The organism is Desulfitobacterium sp. (genome assembly GCF_982384815.1).
On record NZ_CEVWNY010000023.1, the window covers coordinates 16,048 to 31,509 of the forward strand.

The window sequence follows — 15,462 nt, forward strand, 5'->3', positions numbered from 1 at the left end:
GATATAGTTTTATTTGGGTAAGTACTGGCTTAGGAGTGATTCGAAAGAGAGGAGTTGGCTGGTTTGAATAGCTGCCCAATGTGTAATTCTCGAGAGATCGGTAAGATTAACCGTGGAAGATATTTTTGCGGGGAATGCTGCCATGAGTGGACTATTGAAAACGAGGGACATATTACCGTATATAGAATCACAAGTGATGGAACAATTGTACGTTTACGTTCAAAAGGAAATTTACCTACTAACCTATCTTCTAATGCTTGCTAATTTTGAATTGGTTAAATTTGTTGATAAGAATTTCTGCAAAAAAAATCCTGCAGGGCAATTGTCCTGCAGGATTTCGCTTATCGGAAAAGAATCATTAGTATTAATAATAACGAGAAAAGAGGAAATACCATGGTTAATCTCCATCAATTCGATCTTAACGAGTCTCTCCAGCTACTGAAGTTAGAACAAGATCAGTTTTTATTGCTTAAAGAATTTAAGCCGATTATGGAAAGGGATCTCGAGGAGATCGTTAACCAATTCTACGCTCATATTATGTCGGTTCCGCGGATGAAAGAAATAATCAATAATTTTTCCAGTGTGGAGCGGCTGAAGGGTTTACAAAAACAGTATTTGCTTTCAATTTTTCCGGATCGGATTGATGAAGAGTATATTATGACTCGGGTTAGAATTGGTAATGTCCATAAACAAATCAATTTACCTCCTTTTTATTATTTAAGCTCTTATCAAGTCTTTTTTGATCTGATTTTACCTAGGGTTTTTATGCACTACCGTAAAAAACCAGATCAAGCTCTTCGCTTGAGTTTAGCGATCTTAAGGATGTTTAGCTTTGACCAGCAGGTGGTTATGGGTAGCTATATTCAATCCTACATAGCAGAGATCGATAAAAAGGAAGAATTGGAAAACGCCATTGAGGAAATCAATCTTTTGCAGCATCGGGTCAGCGAAGCAAGCCAATCCTTGGCAGCCACCTCTGAACAGACAGCGGCATCTGCGGCCCATATGCATGAAGCTACGGAACTAATATCTCGAAATGCCGGAGATGCTGCGGAATTCTCTTTGAAGGTGGATAGCCTAGCTCAAGAGGGAGCCCATAAGATTCAACAAATCTCCGAACGCATCCTTGGGTTGGCTGATATGTCTGAAAAAATGCAGGAAAAAATGTCCGAGCTTGATCATAGTTCGGCACGGATTGCCAATATTACCGATGTCATCAAAGAGATAGCTTCTCAGACCAATCTTTTAGCCCTTAACGCAGCTATTGAGGCGGCCCGGGCGGGGGAATCCGGACGGGGTTTTGGGGTAGTAGCGGAGGAAGTGAAGAAACTTGCTAATAACTCTGAGCAATCAGTTAAAGAAATCAGCTCAATGATCGCTTTGACCAGGCAAAATACTACAGCGGTCAGTAAGGTGATCGAGGATACTACTAAAGCCATGCACGAAGCGGCAGCTGAAGCTCGTGAAGTAGTAGGCCGTTTTGGGGATATTATGGCAGCTATCCAATCAAGTATCCAACAAGTTCGGGAGATTGCTTCTCAAATTGACGCTTTAACCATGACCGCCGGACAGATTGGGGCTGCTTCAGAGGATGTGGCTAACTCAGCGACCTCTCTTGCCCAAATGGGTGTAAGAAATTAAGGTTAAGGGAGAGGGATATTTGTGAGGGCAGAGGCTCTATATATTCGCAAGGTTTGGAACTTTTCAAAAGCCTTGGATCTTGCCTTAGTTGATGAGGAGATTGAAAAGGGGTTAAAGGTCCCTATTGGCTTGAGGCATGGAGAAAGGGTGGGGTATATTTCTTTAAAGATAGGGATTGCCCTGGGAATGTCTCAGCAAGAACTTATCCGACTTCTCATTGCCGGATTATTGCATGATATTGGTGCGGTGGGAGGATTTCATAAATTCCATGGAACTCCATATTGGATGAAGGAGCATACTATTTTAGGAGCGGAGATTATCAAGAACTTTCCTGATGGAGAGGCTCTTGCAGAGATAATCCGCTATCATCATGAAGCCCCCCATGCTCCTTATGCGGTTCTCAAGGCAGATCCTTCCCAGGTAAGTCTCATGGCTAGAATTGTTGCTCTGGCGGATAAAGTGGATGTAAATTTAAGCCGTAAGGTTTTAAATAGGGAAGAGCGGGAAAAATTTATTCATTGGCTGAAAGGACAAGAGGGTAAATTGCTTTATCCGGAGCCGGTTCCGGCATTTCTGGAAGTAGCTTCTACGGAAGCTTTTGGCTGGATTTGGAGTATCAAGACCTGCTGCAGGTTTGCCTGGATCTTCTTTTCGACGTGTGGGATGTTTGGTCTACTCCTAGGGTAGACACTAAAGTTATTCGTACCCTAGCGGATACTTTTGCGAAGTTAATTGACCAGAAGAGTAGTTTTACATCTTGTCACTCAGGCTATGTGGCAGACAACGTGGAAAAATTGGCCGCGGGATTGGGTTGGGAGAAAAAGGCCCTGGGAGAAATTCGCATTGCGGGTTTGCTTCACGATCTGGGTAAGCTCTCCGTGCCGAAAAAGATCTTAGATAAGCCCGGCGCCTTGGACCCTCATGAGATAGAGGTGATTCGGACTCACACCTATCACACCTATCATCTTTTGGCGGGAGCGGGTTTTCCCCACCATGTTATTAGGTGGGCCGCTTATCATCACGAGCGCCTGGATGGTAAGGGTTATCCCTTTGGCATCACTGCCGAAAACTTAGATACCGGGGCCCGTCTTATGACTATTGCAGATATGTTCACAGCTCTAACCGAGGACCGTCCTTATCGGCAGGCTCTCAGTCCTACGAAAGCCCTGGAGATCATTGCCCGCGGGGCAGGAACCGCAGTAGACCCGGTGTTAGTGGAGCATGCCCGGAAAGTGTTAACTTGACAGGGGGGTTGCCAAAAAGAAGGGATACACTGTTATCTCGGTGTCATCCTGAACAGAGTGAAGGATCTTCTCTACGGGTAGAAGATTCTTCGCGGGTATAAGATTCTTCGCTAATGCTCAGAATGACACTTAGGCAATGAAACCAGGTAAGGAAAGATAAGAAGATATGACTAAAACAAGAGAAGGCGGCTTCGACTCTCTTGTCTTATTTTTTTTTATAATCGATATTGCTACTGATCAAAGGGAAGTTGTTATTTTTCTCTATAGGAGTTATGATAAGCGAAAGTACAATAAAAGCAAAAGCAAAAGCAAAAGCAAAAGCAAAAGCAAAAGCAGAAGGTGCCATATGTTTTATTCTTTTGAGTTAGAACAGTATTTGGGGGAATTGCTGCCTAAGCGGGATGAGTTGTTGTTGGAGATGGAAGAGCAGGCCTTAAAGGAAACTATTCCGGTAGTTACCCCTCCTGTTGGGAATTTTCTTGCTTGGCTTGTCAAGGTAAGCGGTGCCTCCCGGATTCTGGAGGTGGGAACAGCTATCGGTTACTCAACTCTTTGGTTGGCTAAGGGGTTAGAAGAGCGGGAAGGCAGAATTACCACCATTGATATGAATGTGGATCGAGCCACCCGCGCTAAGGAGTACTTTAGGCGGGGGCATGTAGCGGAAAAGATCCAGGTTCATATGGGGGATGCCAGAAAGATATTACCCCGGTTTACCCCCGGTGAATTTGATTTGGTCTTTGTCGATGCCGCGAAGGGTGAGTACCTGGATTATTTAGAATTAGTAATTCCTTTGATAAGTGATGGCGGGATTTTGATAGTGGATAACGTCCTTTTTCGTGGGTGGGTGGTTCCGGGTTCCGAATACGCCCCTAAGTACGAACGGATGGTTAGTCATCTTCGGGAGTTTTTGCGGAGGTTGACGAATAATCCTGAATTTCAGACCAGTATTCTTCCCTTGGGGGACGGACTGGCTATTAGCGTCCGTCGCTAAGGGCTTTTCAAAACATCTCTTCCTGTCTACAATAGAGGGTAGGGTATGTTTGAGAGGTGGTGGCAAAGATAGCTAAGCTTTTTGTCCATGACCATTTGATGCAAGCGGTTTATTTTGCACCGCGGGGGAGAAAGCGGCTGATGTTTTTAGGGATGAATCTTCAGCAGCGCTATCTCAGTCCCGATGACCGGTTAATTGGTTTTTTGGGGGATGCCGGGGCGGGAAAGTCCTTATTGATTCGGGGCATGTTTCCGGGGTTAGAGCTTACCAATGATGATAACGGGATCAATATTCGCCCCCTGCCTTTACTTGATGATGCGGAGCGGGGGCATTTTCGCGGTCATACTTATCATTTAGATGTGCGATTCGAATCCGCCTTTACCCAACCTTGGAAAATTGCCGAGGCTGTCAAGGAGGCCCTTAGAAAAGGACGGCGGGTAATAGTTGAGCATTTTGATTTGATCTACCCATTTTTAGGAGTCAATGCTGAAGTTCTAATCGGTGTGGGGGAAGAAGTGATTGTAACCCGCCCCACGGTCTTTGGTCCGGAGCCTAAAAGCATTGCCAATATTGTCTTTGAATCGATTAAGTATCGTCGCATGGCCCATAGTGCCGAAGATCTTACTTCCATGATCCTCGAAGAGATGGGTCTGGAACGTCCGGAGATTCATAGCGATATTAAGCACGGCTTTGTTTTGGAGCTGCCGGAAAAGCCGGATATTGATTTGGATATTGTCGAGCAGCGGGTTTTGGACTTAATTGACGCGGATTTGCCCATCAGTTGTTCCGATGATGAGCATATTCGGGTGGGTGAAATGCTTTATCCCTGCACAGGTCCGCGCATACATATAAAGCGGACTTCAGATATTAAAGGTTTTCACTTGCTAAAGGAATTTCGTTATGACCCCATTGAACAGCTCTATACCATTGCCGGGATTGTTGGGGACGAGGTGCCCCATCGCTCCGTCCACCTGGTGGGTGGGCGGAAGGTTTTGACTTAAGCTATGAATGAACTTTTATATTTAAGTTAAAATATAATTTGTAGAAATTATTGAAAAGAGGATAAGTTATGAAACGTTTTGATGGTCGGGAGGCTTTTGAACTCAGGCCGGTGAAAATAACCCGCGGATACACAAGTATTCCGGAAGGGTCTGTCCTTATCGAAGTAGGAATGACCAGAGTAATCTGCACAGCAACGGTTGAAGAAAAGGTGCCTCCCTTTAAAAAGGGTACCGGAGTTGGTTGGGTTACAGCGGAGTACTCCATGTTGCCACGGGCGACTCAAGTTCGCAATCCCCGGGAAGCTAGTAAGGGTAAGCTAACGGGGCGGACTATGGAAATTCAGCGTTTGATCGGCAGGGCCCTACGTTCGGTGGTTGATCTCAAAAAACTAGGAGAAAGGACCATTTGGTTGGACTGCGATGTGATTCAAGCTGATGGAGGGACCCGCACAGCCTCAATTACCGGGGCTTATGTAGCTCTGGTGGATGCTGTAAATCATCTTATGCAAAAAGGAATTCTGAAAGAGAATCCCGTTATGGATACTTTAGCTGCTGTTTCCGTAGGAAAGGTCGGGGGAGTTTCGGTATTGGATTTGGCTTACGAAGAGGACTCCCAGGCGGAAGTTGATATGAATGTGGTTATGACCGGTAAAGGTAAATTCGTCGAGATACAAGGAACGGCGGAGGATATTCCCTTTGGCCGAGAGGAGCTGGATCGGTTCTTGGAGCTGGCGGAGAAAGGCATTCGCGAGCTTATGGGAGAACAAAAGGCTGCTTTGCAAAAGATATAGAATTGAAAGCAGGTTGGTTTTATGAAGGTTTTATTGGCAACGCAAAATAAAGGGAAGGTAAAGGAACTCCAGGATCTTCTTGCCGGTGAAGAAATTGAGGTTATTTCCTTGCTGGATATGGATAATTGGGAAGAGGTTGAGGAAACCGGCAGTACCTTTGCCGAAAATGCGGCTCTAAAGGCAAGAATCGCCGCTAAGCGTTCCGGACTCATCTCCCTAGCGGATGATTCCGGTTTAGAGGTAGATTTTCTCAAGGGGGCTCCGGGGGTATATTCTGCCCGTTATGCCGGGGATCCTAAGGATGATGAAAAAAATAATGATAAGCTCTTGGCGGAGTTGGAAGAAGTGTCGGAGGATCAGCGAACTGCTCGCTTTCGTTGTGCCCTCGTCATTGCTGCTCCGTCCGGAGAGGAATTTTTGACCGAAGGAACGATCGAAGGACGGATTCTTCACGAACGTCGCGGTAAAGAAGGTTTTGGCTATGATCCGCTCTTTTATTTGCCGGATTTTGGTCGGACGATGGCCCAGCTTAATCTTTGTCAAAAAAATAAAATAAGTCATCGTGCCCAAGCCTTCCGTCAAGTTATTCCTATTCTTAAGGATCTTGTCCAAAGAACTAAGAAATAAAAAACCTAAAAAAAGCTTGACTATAAATACCGAATCAGATAGAATAATCATTGTCACGAAAACGGGGTATAGCGCAGTTTGGTAGCGCGCCTGCCTTGGGAGCAGGAGGCCGGGGGTTCAAATCCCTCTGCCCCGACCATTTTTGTGTTAGTGTTCGAGGTTCTAAGATCGGGGTTCACTGTATTAAAGTATGAGCCTTGAGAGGACGTATTCTTGGGCTTCGGAGAGGAACCCTATTGGGCGCCTGTAGCTCAGTTGGATAGAGCATCTGCCTTCTAAGCAGGTTGTCGGGAGTTCGAATCTCTCCAGGCGCGCCATTTCAATCTGATATGGTGGTTGTGGCGAAGTGGTTAACGCACCGGATTGTGGCTCCGGCACTCGGGGGTTCAAGTCCCCTCAACCACCCCATAAAGAAAATAAAGGCCGTGCAGTGCGCGGCTTTTTTTATATTGAGGAAAGATGAGGGGACTTGAACGGGCGGAAAAAGAAAGGCCGACCTTTGGGAGGGCTTTCCCGCCCCGGCGTGATAGCGAGCGTATGCGAGCGGAGCAAGTCCCCTCAACCACTCCATAAAGAAAGTAAAGGCCGTGCAGTGCGCGGCTTTTTTATATTAAGGAAAGATGAGGGGACTTCCGGTGGTTTTTTGGCTATTTAGGCTTTTGTGCTACCGGCGCCGCTAACGGTTAAAAATCATGGGTAAATGGGTAAATTAAGATAAGAAAATATCGATAATAGTATCCAACCTCACTTGACTAAAGAATTCAAAAAAGCCATACTATAGCATAGAGTAAATATTCGAAACATGGTTTCAGTCATTGAAACTATTTAACCGACTGGAGGATTTTGACGTGGCAGAGAAATATGTTCAAACTTTAGAGCGCTCTTTGGATATTCTTGAAGTCCTTGCTCATACCGAAGAGCCTTTAGGGGTAACCGAGATAGGAAATCGGATCAGCCTTCATAAAAGCACAGTACATCGAATTCTGCAAACCCTTTGCTATCGCGGATATGTAGAAAAAGAGACCAATAGTGAACGCTATAAGCTGGGCATCAAGATAGTAGAGCTTGGTATCCGCTTCTTTAATGATCTGGAGATTCGCAAGGTGGCGGGACCTGTCTTAGAGGAGTTGGCTAAAGCTCTTGATGAAGTGGTGCACTTGGTCCTTCATGATGATGGCGAAGTTGTTTATATCGATAAAAGGGAAAGTTCCCACGTGGTTAGTATGCGCTCTAAGGTAGGTCGAAGGGCTCCTATGCATTGTACAGCGGTGGGGAAAGCCTTGCTTTCGACCATGTCTGAGGAAGAAGTCATGAGAATCCTCGAGACTAAGGGAATGCCCGGCTTCACTCCCCATACTCTGACCGAGCCGGCGACCCTCCTGAAAAACCTTGATGAAATTCGGGAATCCAAGGTCTCGGTAGAGTATGAAGAAAATGAGATTGGCATTATTTGCCTAGGTACTCCTGTCTATGATTTTTCGGGGCGGGCAATTGGTGCAATTAGTGTGTCCGGACCGGCAGCGAGGATGAGGGAAAAGGGGATTGCCCATATTGGCAAGGAATTGAAGCATAGTGGAGAAGTTATCTCTGCTAAATTGGGCTATACCTATTATCAAAGCTCAAAATAAGACGAAATAAGGTCAAAATAATTTTTAGAAAATTTACTCTTGACGGATATACCTTGAGATGATAAGATAGCTTCAAGAAAATAATTGAAACGATGTTTTAAATAGTGAAACAGGTTTTAATTATATCCCATTATTTTTTCTCACCCATTTCCTTTTTTTTTAGAGGTTTTGTGAAACGGAGTTTCAACATACGGGACAAAAAAGTAATACCAGACATGCAAATCTACAAGGAGAGTGACAGAAATGAACGCTATGAGACTAACTTTACCAAGCTATAACCCCGTGAAACAATGTCAAGGATGTACCCAACATGACGAAAATAAGGTAGCGGCACACATTCTGTCTTACCAGTTAGCGAATATTATGCTTAAGAGGTATTCCGGAAACTGGCAGATCAAAAAGGAAGAGATTGTCCTCATGCTGGAGGGTTTTGATCAACCTTTATATTTCGAGTTAAATACGGGAACTTTATGTTATAAAACGTTGCGTGCCTCGATTGTTTCCAGATACTCTGTGGAGCGGGGTTTGAATCAACTAGCGGAGGAAATCTCTAAAGATTTTGCTTTTCCCATCAGTCGGGATGAGCATGAAGAACCCTTGTTTAGTCATTTTGTAAAATTGATCGAAATATTCCATGCCCGGTGTGGTTTGAAAGTCGCTCAATGTGAGAAGGGAAATGCTCTGCTTGGCTGGGAGTTAACCCTTGGGGATGAAAAACTTCGTGGCTGGATAAATCCGGATTATATTGTGGAGAACCGTTTTGGTGAGCGTTTTAATATCCGGGAGTGGTTTAACCTCCGTCCTGAAAAAATGGCGGCTTATGTATTTGGTTTCTATCGATTCTGTGAGAATTACCCCTCCCCCATTATTACAATCCAATAATACCTCTTATACAAGGCAAGGAAATTCCTAAAAGGGAGATCCTTGCCACTTTTTTTAGATATAATTTCTCAGTTGCAAGCATAATGTTGGGAATAACAATAATAGTGCGAATATAAAATTTACAGGTTTTTAAAAACCGGATATTTTGAACAAACAAATTAAGGTTTTTAATTAATTTTTTCACAATGGGTTGAAAGAAATATGGGATGAGTTATAATAGTCTCAGTAACTTGAATAGTTTCGCAATTTTAACTATTCAACTCGGTGGTCTGACCATCTAACAGTGAAGGGGGAAGTAAAAGTGGGGGTTTTAGCAGAAGTCTATGAAATGCTAAATACTTGTAACAAATGTGGTTTCTGCCATACATCTTGTAAGACCTACAAAGTGGATGGAGCTGAAACTAAGGTTGCCCGGGGGAGAGTTCAACTAATTAAAGCAGTTGCCGATGGTAAGCTTGAACCGGATGCAGAGTATGAGGATGCCATTAATAGCTGTTTACTTTGTGGAGAGTGCGCGGTTGCCTGCCCCAGCGGGGTTAGTGCCAAGGAACTGGTCATGGCCGCCCGTCGTGATCTGAAGCTTAGAAAGGGTATTAAACCTTTTGCGAAGTCTTATGCACTTAAAACATTAGCAAACCCGAACAAACTTGAGCGAGCCTTTAAACTCTTTGGTGGACTCGGTAAAAATGTCCTTAATAAAGTTGACGGAATGGACTATTTCCGCGGCGTGGATATCAAAGGCATGAATGTGGCTAAAGTCCCATTCTTAAACCAAGTTCCGGAGAGAATTCTTGTGGCTCAACCTAAGCATAAAGTTGCTTTTTATGTTGGTTGCTTCTTAAACTTTTCACTTGATCAAACTGCTCAGTCTGTTGTTAAAGTTTTAACCAAAAACGATTGCGAAGTTATTATTCCCAAGGATCAAGTATGTTGCGGACTTCCTCAATATGCTTATGGCGATTTTGAAACAGCTAAAGTCAATGCTCGTAAGACCATTGATACTTTCCTGGCAAAAAATGTGGATGCAATTATTACTGCTTGCGGATCCTGTGCCGCAATGTTGAAAGATGATTACTTGAAACTCTTTGCCGATGACGCTGCTTATCTGCCAAAAGTTAAGCAATTCAGTGCTCTGGTTAAAGAATTCTCCGAGTATATGGTGGAAATCGGTGTGGACGAAAGCAAGTTCCATAGTTCTACTCCAGTCAAAGTTACCTATCATGATCCTTGTCACATGGTTCGTGGAATTAAAGTTACCGCACAGCCCCGTCAGATGTTAAAGAACCTGCCGAGAGTAGAGTATATCGAGATGTTCGAAGCCAATCGCTGCTGCGGAGCTTCCGGACTTGTGCAAGCCTTCTATCATGAAATGTCTACGAAAATTACTCGTGAGAAGGCCAAAAACATTCAAGACAGCGGTGCCGAAGTGGTAGCTACCAGCTGCCCGGCCTGTATGTTGAGACTCCAAGGCGGAGTTAACATGGCCGGCCAAAACCAAAAAGTAATGCATGTTGCAGACTTAATGGCTAGAGCATACGAAGACTAGATACCTGTGGATCGGATGTTGAAATGATCAAGAGTGGAAGGGCGGGTAGTCATGAGCAATACAATCGTTAGTGATTTAAAAGGGATTGTCGGCGAAAATTATGTCCTGGACAACCCATCAGATATGGCGCAATATCTCAAGGGAGATGGCAATGCAGTTGCAGTTGTTTTCCCCGGAGATACGGAAGATGTTTCGAAAATCGTTAAATATGCGAATGAAAAGAAGGTTAAGATTTCAGTAGCCGGGCTGGTAGCCGATAGGTCGGGTTTAGAGGGCGGAATTGCTCTCATCATGAAGCGCATGAATCAAATTCTTGAGATCGATAGCAAGAACTTCGTAGCCACGGTTCAACCGGGTATGCTGCATCAGGATTTCATCCAAAAGCTTGAAGCTGATGGATATTTATTCCCTGTAGAGCCCTATCTGGTAGATACCGGTTCCATAGGCGGTTGCTTTGCTATCGGGGATTCCGACTCCAAATCCTTTAACTATGGACCTACACGGACCTTCATGATGGGATTTGAAATGGTTACGCCTACTGGTGAAATCATGTGGATCGGCAATAAGTGTATTAAAAACGTTTCCGGTTACGATTTCATTCACTTTGCCGTAGGCAATCAAGGAACCTTTGGTATTTTTACAAAAATTCTTGTTAAGCTTTTACCACAACCGGCGGTTAAGAAGGCAATTGTTGCCCGTTTTGATTGTCTGGAAATAGCTAACAAAACATTTAATAGTTTGATTAAACGTCACATCCATCCGGATCGCATGACTCTTTTGAGTGAGAAATTAGCCAAAGAAGTTCTTCCGGGAGAAGGACATCTGGCTTTAATCGATCTGGAAGGTTTCAATAACTCCGGTACTAATTTAGCCAATGAAATTATTGCTGTCTTTAATCTCGGCGGTGGCCGTGATGTCCAACTTATCGAAGACAAAGAAGCCTATGAAAAGGTTATCAACGGCTGGCTTAGAGTTCGGCAAATGGTTAACAGTGCTCCGGAAAAAGTTCTGGAATTCGTAGTTGGCCCGATGAAGATGCCTCAAGCCTTAGCCCAGTTAAAAGGAATCAACGGGGACTTGGGGGCTTATTCCGGGGTTGTTGTGGAAGGACTCCTAGGTACTGTACGTTTGGTGCTGCCGGAGAATACGGATAAACCGGCTTTGGCCCAAAAAGTCAACAAAATGGCCATGTCCCTAGGTGGCAATGTTACCGGCCTCCTTGGTCATAAACTAATGTGTGAAGTGCATAATGACGCAGAGATGTGGTCTGAAACAACAGGTCTGCTCGGTGAACTTCGCAGGAAATTCGACCCCAACGGGATTCTCAATCCAGGGGTAAATCTGTTGGCTTAATAAAGAAGGAGGGCTGAAAATGTTATCGCAAACGATTGTTGATCGACTAAAAGAGATTGTCGGAGAGAAAAATGTGGCGACTAACGCTACGGAACTCTTCTCTTATGGTTACGATGGCACCCTGCTTAGTGGCGATACCATGGGTGTTGTGTTCCCGCAAACCACCGAACAAGTGGTTGAACTTGTTAAATATATGAATGAGCAAAACATTAAATTTATTCCCAGGGGTGCCGGAACCAACGTAAGTGGTGGAACCATTCCCTCGGAAAAATCCATCGTCATTAGCTTTACGAGGATGACAAAAGTCCTGGAGATCGATACTGAGAACTTCGTCGCCGTTGTTGAACCGGGAGTAGTCAATTTTGACCTCCAACAAGAATTAGAAAAGTACGGCTTTTACTATCCTCCTGATCCCTCCTCTTGGAAAGCATCCACGATTGGAGGAAATATCGGGGAGTGCTCCGGTGGACCTCGTTGCTTTAAGTATGGGGTAACCCGTGACTCCGTTCTGGGCTTGGAAGTAGTTCTTCCCAATGGTAAAGTCATTCGTACAGGGGGACGGAATTTCAAGAGTGAGCCAGGTTACGATTTGACCCGGATCATTGTCGGTTCCGAAGGGACTTTAGGGCTTGTTACCAAAGCTTACCTGCGCATTTTGCCGAAACCCACCACGAAGAGAACCATGTTGGCGATATATAACAAAGTAGAAGATGCTTCTCAAACTGTTGCGGATATCGTGGCTGCTGGAATTATCCCCACAACCTTAGAAATGATGGATAACCTGCTGATCAACACCACCGAGGATTATTGTCATGCAGGACTACCCCGGGATGCGGGAGCTATTCTCATTATTGAGATTGACGGTTATCCCGAAGACATGGATGAGCAAATCGAGACCATTCATGAAGTGACCAAGAAAGCCAATGCCAGAGACTTTAAAATTGCTCAAACTGCTGCCGAAGTGGATCAAATTTGGCTTTCCCGTCGGGTCGCCTTCGGATCTGTTGCCCGTGTCAAACCTTGCTACTCTATTCAAGATATTACTGTTCCCAGAAGTGCTTTCCCACAAGCCATTGAGGGAATTCTTAAGATTGCCAAAGAATTCGATATGATCATCGGTCTTGTAGCTCACGCCGGAGACGGTAACCTTCATCCTTTGGTGCTTTTCGACCAACGGAATCCTGACGAGGTAGAGCGGGTTCATGGTGCAGAAGAAGCACTGAGCAAGCTTGCAGTTTCATTGGATGGAACGATGAGTGGTGAACATGGAATCGGTATCGTTAAGAAAAAATATCTTGATGAAGAATTTACACCGGAGGCTATGGAAACTTTCCGGAAGCTTAAGAGAACTTTTGACCCGGACAATCGCTTTAACCCCGAAAAAATAATCTCAATTTAGTTCTAAGCACAAAAAGCCTGGAGCAAGTCGTGACGGTACGGCTTTGTTCCAGGCTTTCTTCGGCTAATTGCGGGAGACCACAGGTCTACCCTGCTTCAAAATTGGGCTCAACGCTGAAAACGAAAAAATTATATCATATGGAAAAGACTGCATATGCTTAATATGGTAAAATAAATATGTTAAGATAATATGTTAAGATGATGTATCCTAATTGCCGGTGGAAAAATAAAAAGTAGGAGTTGAATTTTTATGGAAAAAAGATTGTACGACCTAACTAAATTAGCGAAGTTTGATGCTAATGTTCCCCAGAAGGTTGTCGTTTACCAATCGGAAAAAACCTTGGCCGCCATGTGGTGCTTAGAACCTGGACAAGAAGTATTCTTACATATGCATCCCAATGCCGACGATGTCTGGATCTGTCTCGAAGGGGAGTCCGGCCTTTACTTCGCCGGAGACGGTAAAGAAGTACCCATTTCCAAGGGAATGGCAATTCTTGCCGAACCCGGTCAAACTCATGGCATGAGAAACACCGGTAAAGATCGTTTTGTCTTTATCGGGGTAGCGGCTCCGGTTCCTGTCCAAACGGAAAGACTGGATTAAAGAAATTAAACCTAGTGTCATTCTGAGCGTGTGCCAAGGATCTTTGGCAGGTAGATCTTTTGAACGAGATATCCTTCAGTGATAAAAAGTCTATAAGTGTTTGATAACTCCTCTTTTGGCAATGGGCTAAAAACCGTACCTTAAGGGGAGTTTTTTTCTATCCCCCCAAAATAGTAAAAAAGCCGCGTAAGTATATTATGAAAGCGCTGGTAACCGAATTCGGACAAGCAATTAAATAAGAGGGAGAGAAAAAGATGAAAAAGTCTATCGCACTAGTACTTAGCGTAGCATTGCTGACCTTGTCTGTATCACCGGTAGTAGCCTTGGGGGATACTTTAACGGAGACGACCAGCGTATCGATAACAACAGATCCGGAAACCACGGATGCAGATGAAGGGGGTAATGTTGTTGACTCCGATGGGAAAGTAGTTAATCCCGGAACACTACCTGACTCACCTCTGTATTGGCTGGACGAGCTTATTGAGAAGCTGCAGGTTGCTTTAGCCGTTAGCCCCGAAAAAAAGATTAAATTGATGGAAAAACACGCTTGTGAGAGATTAGCTGAAGCCTTAGTAATTGCGCAGAAGGTTAGCCGGGAAGAAACTGCTACTGATACTGCCGCAGTTACACCTGATGCTACCAAAAACACCAAAAATGCTGAGGGTGTTAACTCTGAGACCACAGACACCCCAGATGCCGGTGTAACAAAGGAAGAAGCGACTACCCCTACCGATACTGAGAAAGTAGCTCCGGAAGATCAAGAAAATATAACTACTTCAGGGAACAAAGATACCCAACCTGCTAGCCCTGGAATCGAAAAGAAAGTCAAAGCCTTTGAAAAAGCTCTAAAGGGCTATGATGTCAAAATCGCCCATGCTCAAGAATTCTTAGCTCAGATCCAAGATACCGAATCTGAAAAAGCTCAAAAACTGCAAGAAGCACTGGGCAAGGTTAATGCTAACAATGTAGTAATTCTCGGAAGCCTTCTTGAGAAACTGCCTCCCCAAGCTGCCCAAAGAGTAGCGGTTAATATTGTTCGCTCCATGGAAAAGGCCATTGAGAAGATGGAGAAAATGGAAGCAAAAAAAGTGAAACCTGTCCAAGAGAGTGAGCAATCAGATGTTGCAGAGCAAGAAGATGTTGCTCAAGATAAAGAAAATGCTTCTACAACACCTGCGGAAAGCATCGAGACAGGCAAAACCAATGAGAAGACAGTAGTTCCAACCAAAATTCTGGAAAAGTATGCTGCTAAGAGCCGGCTGACCAAAAGTGAGTATAAGGAGCTCAAGAAAGAAGCTCACGAGGCTCTAAAAGAGTTTCAGGAGGACTTGGGATTAAAAGGGCCTCATAAAGATTACCAAAATGTCTCAAAAGACTCGAAGAGAGTTGTCGACAAGAAGGTAGACCGCGATCGTGACGACAATCGCGGAAAAGGCAACCAAAAAGTCGAAAAGAGCAAATGGAATAACCATAAACATGATTAAAAGTTATCCAGGATACTAAAAAAGCTATCCAGGATATTAAAATAATTAAGCCGTAAAGACAGAGCGCAAGAAGAGCTGCGGGGAGAGTATAATTCTTCCCGCAGCTCTAAATTAATAAACAAAGCACACTCATCGTAAGTGTGCTTCAATTTCTTAGTTGGCGCGAGAGAAGGGACTTGCGCCGCTCGGGTACCCTCGATATCACGCCGCTCGGGTACCCTCGCTATCACGCCGCTCGGGTAACCTCACTATCACGCCGCTCGGGTACCCTCGGT

13 protein-coding genes, 3 tRNA genes and 1 pseudogene are annotated in these 15,462 nt (G+C 44.5%); all 17 read left to right on the forward strand.

Annotated elements, in window-relative coordinates:
* Window positions 1-393 precede the first annotated feature (393 nt).
* Entirely contained in the window at window positions 394-1,641 is a 1,248-nt protein-coding gene (locus AC1U9U_RS05805) for a methyl-accepting chemotaxis protein (RefSeq protein ID WP_479959611.1), read from the forward strand.
* A gap of 21 nt (window positions 1,642-1,662) precedes the next feature.
* Window positions 1,663-2,885 (forward strand): annotated as a pseudogene (locus AC1U9U_RS05810) (HD-GYP domain-containing protein).
* A 227-nt stretch (window positions 2,886-3,112) separates the two neighbouring features.
* Complete coding sequence (locus AC1U9U_RS05815) at window positions 3,113-3,253, forward strand: hypothetical protein (protein WP_479959612.1); 141 nt, start codon at window positions 3,113-3,115, stop codon at window positions 3,251-3,253.
* A complete protein-coding gene (locus tag AC1U9U_RS05820) occupies window positions 3,232-3,876 on the forward strand; it encodes an O-methyltransferase (RefSeq protein WP_479959613.1) in 645 nt (214 codons plus the stop codon). The genes AC1U9U_RS05815 and AC1U9U_RS05820 overlap by 22 nt, the downstream gene beginning before the upstream one ends.
* A 98-nt stretch (window positions 3,877-3,974) precedes the next feature.
* Window positions 3,975-4,877 (forward strand): alanine-tRNA synthetase second additional domain-containing protein, encoded by a 903-nt coding sequence (locus AC1U9U_RS05825; RefSeq protein ID WP_479959623.1) that lies wholly within the window; start codon window positions 3,975-3,977, stop codon window positions 4,875-4,877.
* A gap of 68 nt (window positions 4,878-4,945) precedes the next feature.
* Window positions 4,946-5,668: a ribonuclease PH gene (gene rph, locus AC1U9U_RS05830; protein ID WP_479959614.1), complete on the forward strand. Its 723-nt coding sequence runs from the start codon at window positions 4,946-4,948 to the stop codon at window positions 5,666-5,668.
* Between the two features lie 21 nt (window positions 5,669-5,689).
* The gene (locus AC1U9U_RS05835) at window positions 5,690-6,295 is read left to right on the forward strand and encodes an XTP/dITP diphosphatase (protein ID WP_479959615.1); all 606 of its coding nucleotides are present in this window, start codon (window positions 5,690-5,692) and stop codon (window positions 6,293-6,295) included.
* A 62-nt stretch (window positions 6,296-6,357) separates the two neighbouring features.
* Window positions 6,358-6,434, forward strand: a tRNA-Pro gene (locus AC1U9U_RS05840).
* A 101-nt stretch (window positions 6,435-6,535) separates the two neighbouring features.
* Window positions 6,536-6,612: transfer RNA gene (locus tag AC1U9U_RS05845), tRNA-Arg, on the forward strand.
* A gap of 15 nt (window positions 6,613-6,627) precedes the next feature.
* A tRNA-His gene (locus tag AC1U9U_RS05850) sits at window positions 6,628-6,703 on the forward strand.
* A 440-nt stretch (window positions 6,704-7,143) separates the two neighbouring features.
* Window positions 7,144-7,923 carry an IclR family transcriptional regulator gene (locus tag AC1U9U_RS05855; RefSeq protein ID WP_479959616.1) on the forward strand — a complete coding sequence of 260 codons (780 nt, stop codon included), beginning with the start codon at window positions 7,144-7,146 and terminating at the stop codon, window positions 7,921-7,923.
* Between the two features lie 243 nt (window positions 7,924-8,166).
* On the forward strand, window positions 8,167-8,805 hold the full coding sequence (locus tag AC1U9U_RS05860) for a hypothetical protein (RefSeq protein ID WP_479959617.1): 639 nt from the start codon (window positions 8,167-8,169) through the stop codon (window positions 8,803-8,805).
* A gap of 301 nt (window positions 8,806-9,106) precedes the next feature.
* Window positions 9,107-10,351, forward strand: coding sequence for a (Fe-S)-binding protein (locus AC1U9U_RS05865; protein ID WP_479959618.1), 1,245 nt, complete (start codon window positions 9,107-9,109; stop codon window positions 10,349-10,351).
* Between the two features lie 51 nt (window positions 10,352-10,402).
* Window positions 10,403-11,704: an FAD-binding oxidoreductase gene (locus tag AC1U9U_RS05870; RefSeq protein ID WP_479959619.1), complete on the forward strand. Its 1,302-nt coding sequence runs from the start codon at window positions 10,403-10,405 to the stop codon at window positions 11,702-11,704.
* A gap of 19 nt (window positions 11,705-11,723) precedes the next feature.
* Complete coding sequence (locus AC1U9U_RS05875; protein ID WP_479959620.1) at window positions 11,724-13,103, forward strand: FAD-binding oxidoreductase; 1,380 nt, start codon at window positions 11,724-11,726, stop codon at window positions 13,101-13,103.
* Between the two features lie 249 nt (window positions 13,104-13,352).
* Entirely contained in the window at window positions 13,353-13,703 is a 351-nt protein-coding gene (locus tag AC1U9U_RS05880; RefSeq protein WP_479959621.1) for a cupin domain-containing protein, read from the forward strand.
* 254 nt (window positions 13,704-13,957) lie between these two features.
* The gene (locus tag AC1U9U_RS05885; protein ID WP_479959622.1) at window positions 13,958-15,187 is read left to right on the forward strand and encodes a DUF5667 domain-containing protein; all 1,230 of its coding nucleotides are present in this window, start codon (window positions 13,958-13,960) and stop codon (window positions 15,185-15,187) included.
* Window positions 15,188-15,462 lie beyond the last annotated feature (275 nt).